Annotated in this window: 18 protein-coding genes; 9 read left to right on the forward strand and 9 right to left on the reverse strand. The window is 69.3% G+C overall.

Annotation, left to right across the window (positions count from 1 at the left end):
• Positions 1–992, forward strand: a 992-nt coding sequence (locus D7X12_RS27390) for a PQQ-binding-like beta-propeller repeat protein (RefSeq protein WP_120628219.1), incomplete at its 5' end; no start/stop codon positions are given.
• A 24-nt stretch (positions 993–1,016) separates the two neighbouring features.
• Here D7X12_RS27390 and D7X12_RS27395 read toward each other — a convergent pair.
• The gene (locus tag D7X12_RS27395; protein WP_120628220.1) at positions 1,017–2,210 is read right to left on the reverse strand and encodes an LLM class flavin-dependent oxidoreductase; all 1,194 of its coding nucleotides are present in this window, start codon (positions 2,208–2,210) and stop codon (positions 1,017–1,019) included.
• 60 nt (positions 2,211–2,270) lie between these two features.
• Here D7X12_RS27395 and D7X12_RS27400 point away from each other — a divergent pair, with 60 nt between their 5' ends.
• Positions 2,271–4,103 carry a CBM96 family carbohydrate-binding protein gene (locus D7X12_RS27400; RefSeq protein WP_208719307.1) on the forward strand — a complete coding sequence of 611 codons (1,833 nt, stop codon included), beginning with the start codon at positions 2,271–2,273 and terminating at the stop codon, positions 4,101–4,103.
• Positions 4,104–4,121: 18 nt separating this feature from the next.
• Here D7X12_RS27400 and D7X12_RS27405 read toward each other — a convergent pair whose 3' ends face one another.
• The 3 genes from D7X12_RS27405 to rnhA all read right to left on the reverse strand — a co-directional run bounded on the left by D7X12_RS27405 (position 4,122) and on the right by rnhA (position 6,241).
• Positions 4,122–4,478, reverse strand: a complete 357-nt coding sequence (locus D7X12_RS27405; protein ID WP_120628221.1) for a protealysin inhibitor emfourin — start codon at positions 4,476–4,478, stop codon at positions 4,122–4,124.
• Positions 4,479–4,518: 40 nt separating this feature from the next.
• The gene (locus D7X12_RS27410) at positions 4,519–5,679 is read right to left on the reverse strand and encodes a M4 family metallopeptidase (protein WP_120628222.1); all 1,161 of its coding nucleotides are present in this window, start codon (positions 5,677–5,679) and stop codon (positions 4,519–4,521) included.
• A gap of 94 nt (positions 5,680–5,773) precedes the next feature.
• Complete coding sequence (gene rnhA / locus D7X12_RS27415) at positions 5,774–6,241, reverse strand: ribonuclease HI (RefSeq protein ID WP_120628233.1); 468 nt, start codon at positions 6,239–6,241, stop codon at positions 5,774–5,776.
• Positions 6,242–6,398: 157 nt separating this feature from the next.
• On the opposite strand from rnhA, the gene D7X12_RS27420 reads away from it, so the two are divergent.
• Positions 6,399–7,601 carry a C39 family peptidase gene (locus D7X12_RS27420; protein WP_158620130.1) on the forward strand — a complete coding sequence of 401 codons (1,203 nt, stop codon included), beginning with the start codon at positions 6,399–6,401 and terminating at the stop codon, positions 7,599–7,601.
• Between the two features lie 99 nt (positions 7,602–7,700).
• Entirely contained in the window at positions 7,701–8,204 is a 504-nt protein-coding gene (locus D7X12_RS27425) for a nuclear transport factor 2 family protein (protein WP_120628224.1), read from the forward strand.
• 31 nt (positions 8,205–8,235) lie between these two features.
• On the opposite strand, the gene D7X12_RS27430 is transcribed toward D7X12_RS27425, so the two are convergent.
• A complete protein-coding gene (locus tag D7X12_RS27430) occupies positions 8,236–9,180 on the reverse strand; it encodes a LysR family transcriptional regulator (RefSeq protein WP_158620131.1) in 945 nt (314 codons plus the stop codon).
• A 101-nt stretch (positions 9,181–9,281) separates the two neighbouring features.
• Between D7X12_RS27430 and D7X12_RS27435 the strand changes: the two genes are divergently transcribed.
• The gene (locus tag D7X12_RS27435) at positions 9,282–9,728 is read left to right on the forward strand and encodes a DUF4437 domain-containing protein (RefSeq protein WP_120628226.1); all 447 of its coding nucleotides are present in this window, start codon (positions 9,282–9,284) and stop codon (positions 9,726–9,728) included.
• 10 nt (positions 9,729–9,738) lie between these two features.
• Here D7X12_RS27435 and D7X12_RS43045 read toward each other — a convergent pair whose 3' ends face one another.
• From D7X12_RS43045 to D7X12_RS27445, 3 genes are all read right to left on the reverse strand, one after another.
• The gene (locus D7X12_RS43045; protein WP_158620132.1) at positions 9,739–9,906 is read right to left on the reverse strand and encodes a hypothetical protein; all 168 of its coding nucleotides are present in this window, start codon (positions 9,904–9,906) and stop codon (positions 9,739–9,741) included.
• Positions 9,907–10,058: 152 nt separating this feature from the next.
• Positions 10,059–11,027: a hypothetical protein gene (locus D7X12_RS27440; protein WP_158620133.1), complete on the reverse strand. Its 969-nt coding sequence runs from the start codon at positions 11,025–11,027 to the stop codon at positions 10,059–10,061.
• Positions 11,028–11,062: 35 nt separating this feature from the next.
• Positions 11,063–12,043 carry a hypothetical protein gene (locus tag D7X12_RS27445; RefSeq protein WP_120628228.1) on the reverse strand — a complete coding sequence of 327 codons (981 nt, stop codon included), beginning with the start codon at positions 12,041–12,043 and terminating at the stop codon, positions 11,063–11,065.
• 274 nt (positions 12,044–12,317) lie between these two features.
• Between D7X12_RS27445 and D7X12_RS27450 the strand changes: the two genes are divergently transcribed.
• Positions 12,318–12,725 (forward strand): DUF3224 domain-containing protein, encoded by a 408-nt coding sequence (locus D7X12_RS27450; protein ID WP_120628229.1) that lies wholly within the window; start codon positions 12,318–12,320, stop codon positions 12,723–12,725.
• Here D7X12_RS27450 and D7X12_RS42555 read toward each other — a convergent pair.
• Positions 12,689–12,943 carry a hypothetical protein gene (locus tag D7X12_RS42555; protein ID WP_147443822.1) on the reverse strand — a complete coding sequence of 85 codons (255 nt, stop codon included), beginning with the start codon at positions 12,941–12,943 and terminating at the stop codon, positions 12,689–12,691. The genes D7X12_RS27450 and D7X12_RS42555 overlap by 37 nt on opposite strands.
• Before the next feature lie 338 nt (positions 12,944–13,281).
• Here D7X12_RS42555 and D7X12_RS27455 point away from each other — a divergent pair, with 338 nt between their 5' ends.
• The 3 genes from D7X12_RS27455 to D7X12_RS27465 all read left to right on the forward strand — a co-directional run.
• Positions 13,282–14,589 (forward strand): amidohydrolase family protein, encoded by a 1,308-nt coding sequence (locus D7X12_RS27455; RefSeq protein ID WP_120628230.1) that lies wholly within the window; start codon positions 13,282–13,284, stop codon positions 14,587–14,589.
• A 139-nt stretch (positions 14,590–14,728) separates the two neighbouring features.
• A complete protein-coding gene (locus D7X12_RS27460) occupies positions 14,729–15,481 on the forward strand; it encodes a hypothetical protein (RefSeq protein WP_120628231.1) in 753 nt (250 codons plus the stop codon).
• A 296-nt stretch (positions 15,482–15,777) separates the two neighbouring features.
• On the forward strand, positions 15,778–17,021 hold a 1,244-nt coding region (locus D7X12_RS27465; RefSeq protein WP_147443823.1), incomplete at its 3' end, for a cysteine desulfurase family protein.

Here is a 17,021-nt window from a genome sequence, read left to right on the forward strand (position 1 = left end):
CACCCACGCCCGCCCCTGCTCCGGCCGGAGGGAACTTCCAGTGGAACGCGCGGAGCGCCCCCGCGTTCATGGACGTCAACGGGGACGGAACGGACGACCTCATTGGCCACATCCGCCGCTTCGCCAGCTCCAAGCCGGAGGAGCGGGTGGCCGCGTTCGACGGCAAGACGCTGGCGATGCTCTGGGAGACCCCGCCCACCGAAGGTCCGGATGCGTCCACGACGACGAAGGTCATCGCCCAGGGCGGCAAGCTGGTGATGAGCGGCCCCAGGACGGTGACCCTGCTCGAAGCGGAGACCGGCAAGCCGCTGGGCAGCGTGCCCCTGTCGGACGCGCCGAAGCGGCTCTGCCGTCCCCCTGGCGACACCGATTCGGTCTGGATTGAAGTGGTGGACGAGCAGCACCTGATGCTGGACACGCGCACGGGCACCGCGCGGCCCGCACGCAAGGCGCCTCCCCGCTGCGCGACGCCGCCGCTGAGCCCAGAGACGTGTGAGATGGGCCGGCCGCCCGAGCTCGCCACGAGCTGCGTGCGCTCCGCCTACCCGCCCTCCGACATCCGCGGCTTCTCCTCGACGTTCATCTTCCGCAGGGAAGACTTCATCGTGGTGACGGGCACCCGCTGGCCGGGGACGACCGTGCCCCTGGTGGCGGTGTTCGAGAAGGGCAACCGCAAGCCCCTGTGGCACGGCAACGTCGCCGACATGGACCCCACCCACCTGAGGGACACGGCCCCGCGCATCGTCGAGCTGGACGGCGACGCCGTGTTCATCGCCTATGAGCTGGAGCAGCCGGGCGGCTTCCACCTCATCCGGCGCGACGCGCGCACCGGGGCCGTGCGCTGGGACGTGCCCATTCCGCGCTCCAAGGAGGCCACCGACCCCGGCTCCATCTGGGCCCACGCCGGCCGCGTCTACGTGCCGCACTTCAGCTGGATGGACGTGTTCGAGGCGGAGACGGGCCACCTCGTCGGCACGCTCGGACGCTGGTGACGTCCGCCAGGGGCCGGCGCCCTGTCAAGGCGGCGCCGGCGTCTTGAACTCCGGGATGAGCTGCCCCGTGAGGCGGATGCTCTTCATGACCTTCTCGTGCGTCAGCGCGCCCACCTGGTGGAAGGACATGAGCGCGTCGATGCCCAGGGCCTCGTAGCGCTTGAGCCCCTTGCGCACCTGGTCCTGCGTCCCGACGATGAGCGAGTCCTGGCCGCTCAGGACCTCCCACACCTGTTCATCCGGCACCTCCTCGCCGCCCATGATGCGGCCCAGGAGCCGCTGCGCCTGGGACGGCAGCGCGTTCGGGTCCTTCTTGCGCAGGTACTGGCCCGTCAGCCCGCCGCCCGCGGGGTCCTTCGCCAGGGCCTCCAGCTCCGCGGCCGTCTTGACGAAGGCGTCCTTCGCTTCGAAGAAGGTGAAGGAGCCGCTCGTGTACCAGGCGGCGGCCTTCGCGGCGCCGTTCTCCATCGCCTCGCGCTCGGTGTCCGCGCAGTGGACGAAGGTGAAGAAGGCGACCTGGTCGTTGACGAACTGGCCCACCGGCTCGCAGCGGGTCCGCAGCGCCTCGCGGTAGATGTGGATCATCTCCGCGACCTCCTCCGGAGAAGCCCAGAGCGTCACCCCGAGCGCGCCCACGCCGTTGCGCCCCGCCTGCTCGAACGACGCCGGGCTGGAGCACGCCTGCCACAGGGGCGGGTGCGGCTTGCGGTAGGGCTTCGGGATGACGCTGACGTTCTTGAGCTGGATGTCCTTGCTGTCCCAGGAGACGGAGTCCTGGGTCCACAGCTTCGGAAGCAGCTCGAAGGCCTGCTGCATCTGTCCGCGCGTGGAGTCCGCCTCGATGTTGAAGGTGCGCCACTCCGGGATGGTGCTGCGCGCGAGCCCCAGCTGGAAGCGGCCCCCGCTCAGGTGGTCGATGAAGGCCGAGCGCTCCGCGATGCGGATGGGGTGGTTGAAGCGCGTCGGCGCCAGCACGGACGAGTGGCCCACGTGGAGGTTCTTCGTGCTCGTCGCGATCGCCGTGAGCATGATCTCCGGCGCCGAGCTGTAGCTGAACTCCACCGCGGCGTGGTGCTCCACCTGCCACCAGACGCCGTACCCCAGCGCGTCCGCCAGCCGCGCCTGCTCCAGCGTCTCCTGAATCAGCCGGTGCTCATGGTCCGGGCCGGTCCAGTGTTCCTTCGGGTGCTGCATCTCCGAGAAGATATCGAGTCGCATGTGTCGCCCCCTGTTCTCCCAGCTTAAGCTGTTTTCACACGGAGAATGGAATGGAGCGGCATGCGTACGAATCAGCAGGAGAGGAACGGGCTGCGCGGCGGACGGTGGCTGGGGCTCGCGGGGCTGGCCCTGGCGCTCACGGGCTGCGGCGTGGAGCGGGCAGAGGAGTCCGAGGCCCCGGGCACGCAGCAGCAGGGGCTCACGACCCTGACGGCCACGGAGGACGCGTATGTCCATGAGACGAACGCTGCGTCCAACTACGGTTCAAACGCCTCGCTGTTCGTGAAGAACGACGCGGGCGCGAGCCGGTATGCCTATCTGAAGTTCACGCTCACGGGCCTCAGCGGCGTCACCAGCGCGAAGCTGCGCGTCCATGGGAGCGCGTCCGCGGCCACGACGCTGCAGGCCTTCCAGACGACGGATGCCTGGACGGAGGCGGCCCTCACCTGGAGCAACAAGCCGGCGCCGGGCAGCCTCGTGGGAGGCGTCGCGCTCACCACGGTGGCCCAGGACGCCGTCATCGACGTCACGGCCTACGTGAACGCGCAGGCGGCGGGCGACGGCACGGTGTCCTTCGTGTTGCAGGAGACCGTCGGCAAATACACCACGCTGGTGAGCAGCGAGGGCAGCGCGAACCCGCCGCGCCTGGAGGTCACGAGCGGCGGAAGCACGGGAGACACCCAGGCGCCGTCGGTGCCCGCGAACCTGACGGCCACCGCCGTCTCCAGCAGCCAGGTCAACCTGGGCTGGAGCGCGGCCTCCGACAACGTGGGCGTCACCGGCTATGCGCTCTACCGGAACAACGTGTTCCTGAAGAACGTCAGCGGCACCTCGACGAGCGACACCGGCCTCGCCGCGTCCACGAGCTACAGCTACTTCGTCCGGGCCCAGGACGCGGCGGGCAACAGCTCCGGCAACAGCGCCACCGTCACCGCGACGACCTCCAGCGGGGGCGGCACGTCGTGCACGAATGCGCTGACGTCCACGGCCAGCATCCAGACGGCCCTGAAGAACGCGGCGCCGGGCGCCCTCCTCCTCCTCGCGCCGGGCACGTACACGGGCAACCGGGGCACCAGCGGCGACCCCGGCGGTCAGGGGCTCTTCTACTCCGGCAAGAGCGGCACGGCCTCAAGCCCCATCATCCTGAAGAGCTGTGACCCCGCGAACCCCGCCACCCTCACCGGCACCGCGGTCAACGATGGCTCCTACGGCCTGCACCTGACGGGCGACCACTGGCAGGTCCTCGACCTGCGCGTCACCCGGGCGCAGAAGGGCATCATGGTCGACAATGGCAATCACAACCTCCTGCGCGGCCTGGAGGTCCACACCGTGGGGGACGAGGCCGTCCACTTCCGGGATGGCAGCTCCTACAACACGCTCGAGGCGTCGCGGATCCACAACACGGGCAGGTATCAGCCGCAGTACGGCGAGGGCGCCTACGTCGGCTCCGACGTCAGCAGCCCGTACGAGCACGTCGTCATTGGCAATGTCATCCGCACCACGGTGTTCGACGGGGGCATCACCGCGGAGCACCTCGACATCAAGGAGGGCGCGGACGGGACGCTGGTGGAGGGCTGCACCTTCAACGGCGCGGGCATCTCCGGCGAGAACAGCGCGGACAGCTTCGTGGACGTCAAGGGCGTCAACACCGTCGTGCGCAACAACCAGGGCTTCCGTCAGGGCAACCCCAAGGTCCTGGATGCCTTCCAGGTCCGCACCCACGGCACCGGCTACGCGACAGGTGAGGACAACGCCTTCTCTGGCAACATCGTCGACCTGGACGACTCCCCGGGCTACGTCGTCTACGCCACCAGCGCGGCGACGGGCACCACCGCGCAGGGCGATGTCCGCACCGGCGGTGGCAACCTGTACAACAGCAACGTGAACCGGTGACGCTGTCGGCGGCCCCGTCTATCCATGAGGCCGGGCCGCCTCGCGGCGCAGGTCCCGCTCCGCCTGCTTGAGCAACTCCAGGAGCGCGTGCAGGTGCGGATCCTGCACGGGCTCCAGCAGTTGGACGGTGTGACGGCGCCCTCCCTCTGCTCCCTCTCCTCCCACTTCAACGGTGAGCGTGTAGCGGGTCTGGTCCGCGGCGCCCTTCGACGCAGTCCCCACGACGGAGGGCTGCTGGAAGAACGAGGCCGCGTGCACGCTCCGGGTGATGGCCTCCGCCTGCGCGGGGGGCAGGTCCCCCAGTTCAAACGTGCGGGGCCTGTTGAGGCCGGGAAGGAAGGCGATCCCTCCCTCCCGCTTGAGCTCGATGCGCATCACACGCTCCATCGGGCCCCGCGAGGGGGCCCCTGTGGGTTCAGGCGCTCGGCCTGCCCGACGGCTGCACCGCCGGGACCTTCAACGTCGGGACGCGGGCCACGGAGATCTTCTCGCGGGTGACCTTGATGCCCACCTCCCCCCAGGCGTCGACGACGGCGGCTTCCTCGGTCCCGCCCTCGCCGTAGAGCCGGGAGGCGCACAGCGACGTGATGCGCGCGAACCGGGCGAAGCCGCAGTCGGGACGCAGCCGCATGTCGCGCAGCGCCTCGTACCAGATGCGGCCGGCCTTCTCCCACGCGCAGCCCCCGAGCTTGAGGGACGCCAGGTAGAAGGCCCGGTTGGGGATGCTGGAATTGATGTGCACCCCGCCGTTGTCCTCCCACGTCCTGACGAAGTCGCGCATGTGCGCGGGCTGCGGATCCTTGCCCAGCACCGGGTCGTCGTAGGCCGTGCCCGGGTCCTTCATGGAGCGCAGCGCCTTGCCCTGGACGCCGTCCGCCAGGAGCCCCGCTCCAATGAGCCAGTCGGCCTGGTCCGCCGTCTGGTTGAGGAACTTCTGTTTCACGAGCGAGCCGAAGATGTCGGAGATGGACTCGTTGAGCGCTCCCGCCTGGCGGAAGTACATCAGCGGTCCCTCGTCCTCCGTCATCCCGTGCGACAGCTCGTGCCCGATGATGTCCATGGCGATGGTGAAGCGGTTGAAGATGTCTCCGTCCCCGTCCCCGAACACCATGCGCTGCCCATCCCAGAAGGCGTTGTTGTAATTCATGCCGTAGTGGACGTGGGCGTTGAGCGGCATTCCGCCGTCGTCGAGGGAGTCGCGCCCGAAGACCTCCCAGAAGAAGTCATAGGTGGCGCCCAACCCATCGTAGGCCTCGTCGACGGCGACATCGCCCGTGGCGCCCTGCCCCTCGGACCGGGCCAGCGTGCCAGGGAAGCCCTCCTGGCCCCCCATGTTGTAGATGAAGCGCTGCCGCTGCGACTCCGCCATCATCCCGCCGATGCGACGGGTGGGGACCCGCTGGGCACCCACGGCCGAGGTGAGCCGCAGGGCCCGGAACGTGTTGTCCACGGCCATCGTCCGCAGCGCCGCGGCGCGCTGGGCGGGGGAGCCGTTCTGGGCAATGGTCCGGACGACGTAGGGCGGAAGGATGCAATAGAGGGAATGGCGATGCCATCCCGGATGAACCCGTCTCATGACTGACTTCTCCCGTGAGGGTGTTCCCTAAGCTAGGGACCCCGTCACGGGCGCAACTGCCAGCGAGCTGACGCGGGCCGTACCGTTCCCACCACTACCGGCCGAGTCGTGCCGCCAGCTCCAGCCGGGCGGCCACCGCCAGGGCATCCGCGCGGTTGTTCTCCACGTCATCCGAGTGGCCGCGCACCCAGTGCCAGGACACCTGGTGGGCGCTCACGGCCTCCAGCAGCTCGCGCCACAGGTCGGCGTTGGACACGGCCTTCTTGTCGGACGTGCGCCAGCCATTGCTCTGCCACTTGTCCAGCCACTTCGCCTCGAAGGCGTTGCACACGTACTTGGAGTCGGTGAACACCTGGACGCGACACGGCATCTTCAGGGCCTTCAAGGCCACGAGCGCCGCGGTCAGCTCCATCCGGTTGTTGGTGGAGTCCGGCTCCGACCCCTGGAGCTCCTTGCGGTAGTCCTTCCGCTCGGGAGCGATGAGGATGGCCCCCCAGCCGCCCAGGCCAGGGTTCGGTGAGCACGCGCCGTCACAGTAGATGTGGACCAGGGGAAGCGACATCGGGCGCGCACCCTACCCCAACGCCGCTCCGCTCCGCGAGAACACGCCCCCGGGCGGAAGATGTTCAGTGCCGCCTACTCGTCCAGCTCCGCGGGGAGGCATCCTCCGCGAGAGCTGCTGGAGTGGCGAGCACTCGCATCCCCGGGAGGCTCGCTCCATGACGAAGTCCAGGTCGGCCGTACTCGCGCTGCTCATCACCCTCGCGCTCGCACCCGCGCTGGCCACGGCGGGCCAGAGCGCCTCCACCCGCTGGGCGGCGAGCCGGGGTGACTTCCTCACCTGGCAGCTCAGTGGCGTGGCCCGCGCGGCGGATGGCTCGCTCCAGCTGCTGCCGGGACAGTCCTGGTCCGGCACCGACCCCTACGGGCCGGGCGGCTACTACGGCGGCACCTATTACAACGGCGGCTCCTTCTTCCAGGGCGAGGCCACCAGCCCCATCGTGTCCAGCGCGTTCGGCTTCCGTGAAGCCATTGCCTCCTGGGAGGCCACCACGCCCCCGGGCACCTGGGTGGAGACGCTCGTGCGCGTGCAGGTGGGTGGCACCTGGACGAAGTGGTTCAGCCTGGGCGTCTGGGCTTCGGACGCGTCCACGGTGCAGCGCCACTCCGCGGACTCGCAGGCGGACACCGTGGCGAGGGTGTCCATCGACACGCTGGTCGTCACCGCGAAGAAGAGCGCCGCGACCGCGTGGCAGGTGAAGGCGCGGCTGTTCAGCGCGAACGGCGTGGCCACGCCGGGCCTGCACGCCAGCGCGCTCACCACCTCCACCTCACCGGAGACCCGGCCCACCGTGCCCCCGGGCAACCCGGCCCGCTGGAACCAGGTGCTCGCGGTGCCCCGGTGTTCGCAGATGGTGTACCCGGACGGCGGCGAGGTCTGGTGCAGCCCCACGTCCACGGCGATGGTGCTCCAGTACTGGACGGCGGACACGCGGGGCTGCGAGACGAACGTGCGCGCGGCCGTCGCGGGCGTCCATGACTGGTTTTACGGCGGAACCGGCAACTGGCCCTTCAACACGGCGTACGCGGCGGGCCAGGGCTTCCAGGCCCACGTGGCGCGCTTCACGAGCTTCGCCCAGTTGGAGCCGTGGCTCTCCGCCGGAGTGCCCGTCATCCTCAGCGTCGCGTGGGGCAAGGGCGAGCTGACCGGCGCACCCATCCCCTCCACCGCGGGCCACCTCCTCGTGCTCTCGGGCTTCGACGCGGTGGGCAACCCCGTGGTGAACGACCCCGCGGGCGCCAGCGACACCGCCGTGCGGCGCACCTACTTGCGCTCGGAGTTGGAGCCGCTGTGGCTGTCTCGCTCCGGAGGCACCGCCTACCTCGTCTACCCACGGGGCTGGCCGGTGCCCGCGCTGTAGGGGCCGAAAGCCTGCTCAAGGCCGGGGGACGCGGGATTGCCCGCGGAGCCCGAACAGTGGAACCTTCGCGCCGCCCCCCTTCGAGAAAGGCAGACGGCGATGCGAGAGAAGAACCTGGAGTACACGCTGGATTGGATTGCCATCCAGGAGCTGGTGGCCGAGTACGGGCAGGCCATCGACCACGGCAAGGACACGGGCGACTGGAGCCGCTGGGAGCGCGTGTTCGCGCCGGAGGTGACGTCGGACTACTCGCGCTTCATGGGCGTGCCGCCCTCCACGCAGCCGCGCGCGGTGCTGGCGAAGTTCGGGGACACGGCCCTGGAGTGCTTCACGCGGGTGCAGCACTCCACCGCCAACACGGTGCGCACCGAGTTCACCAGCGGCATCCATGCGACGGTGATGGCCTACGCGGAGGTGTCCCACTTCTTCAAGCTGGACGGCGTCCCCCAGGAGTGGACGCTGGTGGGGCGCTACACCCACGACGTGGTGAAGACGGCCGCCGAGGGCTGGCGCATCCAGAAGGTCCTGTTGGATCCCATCCACCAGCGCGGAAACCTGCTGGGCCTGGAGTTCGTCAAGGGCAGGCGGTTCGGGACCCCGTGAGCGCAGGGAAGCGCGCGGGGGTGGCAGCCCCTCACCGCGCGCTTCGGGCGGGCTTCCTGGCGCGGGCCCGCCGTGGACGCGCGGGCGCCTTCGCGAGCCGCTCGCCCTGGGCGCCAATGGTCTCCGCCAGGAAGTCCACCACCGCGCGCACCCGCGCGTTGTTGGCCAGGTCCTCGTGGAACACCAGCCACACGGTCCGCTCCAGTTCGGGCAGGACGTCGCGCAGGGGCACGAGCTCCGGGTAGTGGTGGCCGAAGGACGCCGGCAGCAGCGTCACGCCCAGGCCCTCGCGCGCGGCCTGGAGGAGCCCGAGGATGGACGTCAGCCGCACCGCCACGGTGGCGCGCGCCGCGTGCACGTCCAGCCACTTGGATTCAGGCCAGCGCCGCGAGTCCTGCGCGTACCCCACCACGGTGTGCCCCTGGAGCCCCGCGTCGAAGCGCACCGGCCCCATGCGGGCGAGGTAGTCCTGGGAGGCGAAGGGCACGATGCCAATGGCCGCCACCTTCCGGGCCCGCAGGGAGGGCTCCTGGGGGCGCATCAGCCGGATGGCCACGTCCGCTTCGCGCCGCACGAGCGACAGGGCCTCGTAGCCTGCGAGCAGGTGGAGCTCTATCTCCGGATGCCGCTCCCGGAAGCCGGCCAGCCACGGCAGCACGTTGTAGACGAGGAACGAGTCCGTCGCGGTGACCGTCACCGGCCCGGAGGGGCGCAGGTCCTCGCCGCTGGCCAGCCGCTCCACCCGCAGGGCCTCCGCCTCCACCGCCTCCGCGGCGGGGAGGATGCGCAGGGCCACGGCGGTGGGACGGAAGCCCGAGGGCGTCCGGTCGAAGAGGCGCGCCCCCAGCTCCCGCTCCAGCACGTTCAGGCGCCGGCCCACGGTGGTCTGGTCGACCTTCAGCGTGCGAGCGGCCGCGGAGAGGCTCCCGCCCCTCGCGATGGCCAGGAAGTGCTGCAGGTCGCTCCATTGGGGCATGGTCTGCATTCTCGCAGAGGTGCCCTGCGCAAACGGGCATTTTCGCAGACCCTTCCTGACGTCATCTTCCGGGGCGTCTCTTCCACCCAGGAGTCCCCACCGTGAAGACCTTCTCCAAGCTCACCGCCGCCCTCGTCGTCGTCTCCGCCTTCTCCTTCGCCGCCGCCAAGGGCAAGTCGGAAGCGGCCGCGTTCCAGCAGACCGCCTATGACAAGCTCACCTGGACGGAGATGATGCCGGGCGGGCCGTCGGTGCACGTCCTCTGGGGCGACATGAAGAAGGGCCCGTACGGGCTGCTGATGAAGTTCCCCGCCGGGTTCGACTCGGGGCCGCACACCCACTCCGCCGACTACCATGGCGTGCTGGTGAAGGGCCGGATGACGAACACCTCTGAAGGCATCACCCCGGCGGGCCCGGTCGACGCCGGGAGCACCTGGGACCAGCCGGGCAAGGTGGTGCACGCGAACAAGTGCGCCGCGGAGTCCGAGTGCGTGATGTTGATCGCCCAGGACAAGCCGTTCGACTTCGCGCCGGCGAAGGCGAAGTGACGGAAGCGGGTCAGCGGGAGTCGCGGCGCTTCTGCTGCCGGGCGAACTCGGCCCGGAGCGCCCCACCGATGCGCTTGCCCGCCACCTGCGTCGACTTGCGGATCTTCGGAAAGGCCTTCTGCGGCTGGATGCTGCCGCCGCGGTGCTTCTTCGAAGTGGTTTCCTTGTGATGGAACATCGAGGGGCTCCCGAGCAGGTTGGGCTCACTTCATCGCGCCATCCCTGAAGATGAACCCCGCTCGGGAGGAATGCTTTCCCGGCAGACAGGGACGCGGGCGGGAGAGCAGGCCCTCCGCCTTCCCCTCCCCGCCGGGCGCATTCCCTCGCGCATCAGGGCGCGGAACGCGCTCCGCACGACGAGCAGTCGGAGGCACAGCTGTTGTAGGTCCCGCCCGTACCGCACGACTCGGTGAACTGGCAGGTGCCATCTCCGCACCGGTAGATGTCCTGGGGACGCAGGCGGGTGGTGAGGGGCACGAAAGAGACGCCATTGACGACACAATTCTTCCAGAAGGCGCGCGTCTCATCGAGGACGCAGACACTGGCGCACGAACCGACGTGGTAGAGCGGAGGACACTCGGTGCTCCCGCCGGAAACCTGCGCCGAGAGCCCGCAGGCCCGGGCGGTGCTCTCCGCCCTGTTGAGCAGGCTGTCGTGGCCCACGAAGATGCCCGCGCCGTTGAACAGGTTGCCGAAGAAGCATCCCTCCTGCTCCGTGAAGAGGGTGTCCTCACGGGACGCCACGGGGATGGCGACGCCCACCGCATCGCGGCCCCGCACCGAGATGGAAACCGACATCCCGAACTTGTTGACGTGCGCGGCAAGGCAGGCGGAGACCACCTGCTGCTCCGCCACGGTGGCGGGGCTGCCATTGGCCCAGGCAGGGGCCAGACCCAGCATGCCCGGCCAGGAGTAGCCGACGCCCGTGACGGGATTGGTCCAGGTGCGCGCCCTACCGGCAGGCAAGGCGCAGGCAACGACATACTTCATCACCATGTCCGAGTATGCCGTTGACTCGTTGGCGTTGAACCACCTGGAGAATGAGCTGGCCAACAGCCCGTTGGTGGACAGCCCGTTGGTGGACAACCCGTTCGTGGACAGCCCGTTGGTGGACAGCCCATTCGTGGACAGCCCATTCGTGGACAGCCCGTTGGTGGTGGTGGCCTCCTGCGAGAGTTCGCCCTGCTCCAAGGGCACCGGCTCTTCCAGCTCGCTTCCGACGCAGCCTCCCGCGCCCAGGAACAACCCGAAGCACATTCCAGCCGCAACCCGACCCAGGAACGACGTCTGTGTTTTCATTCTGACTCCCCCCAATGACATCATCTGACTCAGACTCACGGATGCATGGAATCGGCCCTGGGCGCTCCGCACGACGAGCAGTCGGAGGCGCAGCTGTCGTAGGTCCCGCCCGTACCGCACGACTCGGTGAACTGGCAGGTGCCATCCCCGCATTCATAGATGTCCTGGGGACGCAGGCGGGTGGTGAGGGGCTCGTAGGTGATGCCGTTGACGACACAGCTCGCCCAGAAGCCGTGCGTCTTGTCGCGGGTGCAGACGGTGGCGCACCGGCCCACGTGCTGGAGCGGAGCACAGTCCGTGCTCCCGCCGGCCCCCTGAGCGGAGAGTCCGCAGGCCCGAGCGGTGCTCTCCGCCTTCTTGAGGACGCGGTCATTGCCGGCGAAGACGCCCTCGCCGTTGAACAGGTTGCCGAAGAAGCAGGCCTCCGGCTCCGAGTAGTCCGTGTCCTCGCGGGTCGTCACGGAGAGGATGTCGCCCGTCGAATCGCGGCCCCGGACCGAGATGGACACCGCGACGCCGAACTTGTTGACGTGCGCGGCCAGGCAGGCGGAGAGCCGTTGCTGCTCCGCCACGGTGGCGGGGTTGCCCTGGGCCCAGTCGGTGGCGAGCCCCAGCTGGCCCGGCCAGGAGTGGCTGACGCCCGTGACGGGATTGGTCCAGACGCGCGTCTGGCCGGACGGCAGGGCGCAGGCGACGACATACCGCATCACCATGTCGGAGTATGCGACGGACGCATTGCCGTTGAACCAGGCCGCGAACAACAGCGTGGACAGGCCGTTGGTGGACAGCCCATTCGTGGACAGCCCATTCGTGGACAGCCCGTTGGTGGACAATCCGTTCGTGGAAAGCCCATTCGTGGACAGGCCGTTGCTCATGATGGCCGCCTGGGGGACCTCGCCTCGCTCCAGGGGAGTGGGTTCGTCCAGCTCGCTTGCTGCGCAGCCTCCCGTGCCCAGGAGCAGCCCGAGGCACACGCGCACCAAGACACGACCCGTGCTCAACGTCTGTGTTTTCATTTGAGATCCCCCCGCCAGACCGAACAGAAGCCTAACGAGCACGGCTGCTGTAAACCTCTACCCTCCCGTGAGGGGTTGAACCGACCTGGACCCGTTCCCCCCGCCAAGCCGAGAAACCGGCCAACGCGAACTCTGTGCGCTTTCCAAGGAACTGAGGCCAGGGGGGGGTTCTCCCGGGTTTGGCTCCCCCACTCCCCTGGCGTCGCGTTCTTTCCCTCCGCGTGAGGGGAAACCGCATATTTGTGGGTCTCCTGAACCCCACAGAGGAACGACCATGACGAAGCGCGCGAGCGGACCCTTCGACGTCAAGCTCATCCCCATGGCCCCGGAGGCCGGCGCGGTGGAGGCGGCCCCGGGCCGGATGGGGCTCGACAAGCGCTACCACGGCGACCTGGAGGCCACGAGCCAGGGGCAGATGCTCGCGGTGCGCACACCCGTGGAGGGCTCCGCGGGGTACGTCGCCATGGAGCGCGTCAGCGGGACCCTGCACGGTCGGAGCGGCACCTTCGCGCTCCAGCACTCGGGGACGATGACGCGAGGAGCGCCGCAGCTCTCCGTGACCGTCGTGCCGGACTCCGGGACGGGCGGGCTCACGGGGCTCTCCGGCTCCATGAACATCCTCATCGAAGCAGGCGGCAAGCACACCTACGACTTCCAGTACACGCTGCCTGACGCTCCGTAGGGCCACGCGGAGGCACCCGGGAAGCCCTCCGGGTGCCCCGCCAGAGGGCCCGCGCTACGGTTGCGCGGCGTAGACAGCGAGAACTGGCCCGGGGCCACCGAGAACGGCGTCCCGCGCAGGTCGACCTGGTCCTGGGCCTGGGTGCCATTGTTGGAGCCGGCCCCGGTCAAGAGGAGTGAAACAACAGGGGACGTCCTCGAGGGCTGCTGGGGATTCATGGGTGGAGGACTCCTGGGGTTGCGAGTCCCTCCCACCTCAAGCGGGGTGCCACGACGTCCGGAGCCCCGGGAGGGCACGAACTTCAAGGCCTTGGGTGTCACCCGAAGTCAGCACGGCCGAGCGAACGTGCCAGTTCTGGCACGCGCGCCAGGGGGCCGCTGGAGACAGCCCTGTCAGGGGCTCACGGGCTTGCCGCGCACGCCCCTGCCGCGCCCCGGGCTGGCGGGGGTTCGCGCGTGCATGGCGGAGCCGGTGGCCATGGCCATGATGAACATGCGGCGCAAGGTGAACGGCCCCCCGGCCACCGCCGGGGTGACAGCGCGGGCAGGAGGGCGTGATGACACGGGAGACAAGCACAGCGGAGCTGCGCGAATTCATCAATGGAATCCGGGCCGTCGACAACCACACCCATGTGAACACGGTCGTGCCTGACGACAGGGAGTACGACGCGCTGCCTTTGGAGGCGCTGGGGGATTTTCCGCTCCCCGTGACGCTGCAGCCGGGGAGCCATGGCTGGCTGGCCGCCTATCGCGCGCTCTATGGCTTCCCTCACGAGGAGCTGAGCGAAGCGCATGGGCCCGAGCTGCGGGCCACCCTGCGGCAGGTCGCCCTTCAGCACGGCAGCAGGTTTCCCGAGTGGGTGCTGGACCGCATCGGCACGGAGGTGATGCTCGCGAACCGGGTGGCGATGGGACCGGGCCTTGCCCCTCCGCGCTTCCGCTGGGTGTCCTTCGTGGATGCACTGATGCTGCCACTCTCCACGCGGTTGGAGGCCGCCGTGACACCGGACCGCCTCAAGCTGTACCCGTCGGAGGCAGCCCTCTTACGGCGCTACCTGACGGAACTGGGGGTCGAAGCGCTGCCGGCGACGCTGGAGGATTACCTGGGGACCGTGGTGCGTCCCACGCTGGAGCGCCAGCAGCGGGCTGGCTGCGTCGCGGTGAAGTTCGAGGCGGCCCTGCTGCGCTCGCTGGACTTCGCCGACGTCCCCGCGGGAACCGCCGCCGCCGTGTACGCGCGCCATGTCCGCGGTGGCGAGCCGACCCGTGCCGACTACAAGGCGCTCCAGGACTTCCTGTTCCGGGAGATCGCGCGCGAGGCGGGCCGCCTGGGGATGGTGGTCCACATCCACTCCTTCGAGGGACCGGGCGCGTTCTACGAGACCGCCGGGGCCGACCCGCTCCTCCTGGAGCCGACGTTCAATGACCCGACGCTGCGCGACACTCGCTTCGTCCTCGTGCACGGTGGCGGCGTCCACGCCGCGCATGCGCGCGCCATGCTGTGGAAGCCCCACGTGTACGTGGACACGTCAGCGATGGCCCTGGTCTACACGCCCGAAACACTGGCTGACATCCTGCGGGACTGGTTGCGCCAGTTCCCCGACAAGGTGCTCTTCGGGACCGACGCCGCGACCTTCGGGCCGGACGTCGGCTGGGAGCTGACCGCCTGGCTGGGAACGACCCAGACGCGAACCGCGCTGGCGCTCGCCCTGGGCGGAATGCTCCGCGCCGGAGAGGTGAACCGCACCCGCGCCGAGGAGCTCGCGACGATGGTGATGCGCACCAATGCCGGCAATCTCTACGGGCTGCCCCTCGGCACCGCCCCGCTCCTGCCTGGGCATAATTCTCAAGCAATCCAGCAATAACAATTTAGTTTGAGTTTCCACGTCTCGCACGTTAAGTCATTTATGATTTCACGTTGGGAGGGGACGTGATGTGGAAGCTCAAGCCAGAGCCGTGTGCCCCTCCCAGCGCGAATCCTCCCCACCCAAAGGATGCGTGCGAATGCGGATTCGACTGAACCCTCTCGTGGTTGGACTTGGACTGGCCCTGCTGTCCGTGGCCTGCGGTGACACGGCGCCCCTGGAGCCCGACACGGCCCCGACCGATGCGGTGGCCGTGACGGAGTCGGCGTTGACGTACCGTTACTGTGCCGGCGAGAACGACTGTGACTCGGGCTGTGCGTGCCAGGCGAACCAGTGCGTGCCGGATGGTTTCGGCCCCACGCACCCGGACTGCGGTACGCCGCCCCGGAGGGAGTGCAGCACGGGCGCGGATTGCCGGAGCAGCTGCATCTGTTCGGCCGGGTACTGCGCGCCGGACGGCTTCAGCCCGCCCTCGCCGTACTGCCACCTGCCCCCGCCCGACGCCTACGAGAACAACGACACGGCGTCCCAGTTCACCGCCTACCCGGGCCATCCCCTGACGGGCTTCAACTTCCACGAGCTGGGGGATGTGGATTGGCTCGCCGTGTACTTCGGCGGCGCGATGACGGCGACGTTCGAGACCTACAACGTCCAGAGCGGCGCCAACACGTACCTGGAGGTGTTTACCTATGTCAACGGAGGCCCCGGAGCGCTCGTCGCCGCCAACGATGACGTCTGCTCCGTCTGGTACAACCCGGCCTGTCTGGCCTCCCGCGTCTCGCTCAGCGTCCCCGCGAACTCCGCGTACTTCATCCGGATCCGCAACCTGAACGACACCGCGCACAACGTGTACCAGCAGGGCCCGCCCACCTACGACTTCCGCATCTACTGAAGCCGTCCCTCCGCGCTGCAAGGGGACGTGGGCCCCCGGGAAATCCTCCCGGAGGGCCCCGCCCCGGTGCCTGCAGGAGATGGCCCACTGCGTTGCCCGACGCAGGCACCACGCAACACCTCTCAAAAATTACACCCCGCGCCCGAGCTGAAACCAGCCGTGCCGCATCGCGGTGGCAATCATTGACACGACCCGACAATCCGGGTGCTTTGTCATTTCAACTCCAGTCCGGTATACCCTGACAGGCGCTCGGGCTTGCATTTGCCATTGCAAGCCGCACCTCGGGGGAATCCACCATGGAGTCACGCAGGGCTTCAGCCCAGCTCATGGCCACGGACGTGCACACGCCACCCGGCACGGGGGTGAACAGCGTCCGCCCGCCCGGGCCCATCTACCTGGACCACCACGCGACGACGCCCTGCGATCCCCGGGTCGCCCGGGCCATGCTCCCGTACCTGGAGGAGCAGTTCGGCAATCCGGGAAGCCGCCTGCATGCCTATGGCTGGGAGGCGGAGCGCGCGGTGGACGAGGCGCGGGCCCGCGTCGCGGCCCTGCTGGGCGCCGAGCCCGACGAGGTGGTCTTCACCAGCGGCGCCACGGAGAGCAACAACCTGGCGCTGCTGGGCATCCTGCAGGCGTGCCGTCAGCCCCGCCGGCACGTGGTGACCACCGCCATCGAGCACAAGTCGGTGCTGGAGCCCGCGCGCTGGCTGGAGCGGCAGGGCTGTGAGGTGACGGTCCTGCGCGTCCCTTCCGACGGGCGCGTCCTCGCCGAACACGTGCGGGCCGCGCTCCGGCCGCACACCGTCCTGGTCAGCGTCATGCACGCCAACAACGAGACCGGCGTCATCAACGACGTGGCGGGCATCGGCCAGGTGTGCCGAGAACACGGCGCCCTGTTCCACACGGATGCCGCGCAGACGTTCGGCAAGCTCCCCCTGGACGCGCGCGCCCTCGGCGTGGACCTGCTCTCCCTGTCCGGCCACAAGGTCTACGCCCCCAAGGGGATTGGCGCGCTGTACGTGGGCCCCCGTGCCGCGCACGGACGGCTGGCACCCTTGCTGCTCGGCGGAGGCCAGGAGGGGGGCCTGCGGGCGGGGACGCTCCCCGTGCACCAGCTCGCCGCGCTCGGCCGCGCGTGCGAAATCGCGGGAGCGGAGATGCACGCGGAGGGGGCGCGCCTGCTCCGGCTGCGCACCCGGCTGCTCACGTCCCTGCGCGAACGAATCTCCGGCCTCCACGTCACCGGCAGCCTGGACCACCGGCTGGCCGGCAACCTCCATCTGGGGTTCGAGGACGTGGACGGAGAGGTGCTCATCGAGCGGCTCCAGCACCACGTGGCCTTCTCCACGGGCTCCGCCTGCATGTCCACCAGCCTCCACCCCAGCCACGTGCTGCTCGCCCTGGGCGTGTCCGAGGACCTGGCCAACGCCAGCCTCCGCCTGGGCCTGGGCCGCTTCACCACCGAGGAGCAGGTGGACGCGGCCGCCGAGCACATCGTCCGGGCCGTCGAAGGGGCCCACCTCCCCTCCCCCTGTAT

The organism is Corallococcus sicarius, from assembly GCF_003611735.1.
Taxonomy (GTDB): Bacteria; Myxococcota; Myxococcia; order Myxococcales; family Myxococcaceae; genus Corallococcus; species Corallococcus sicarius.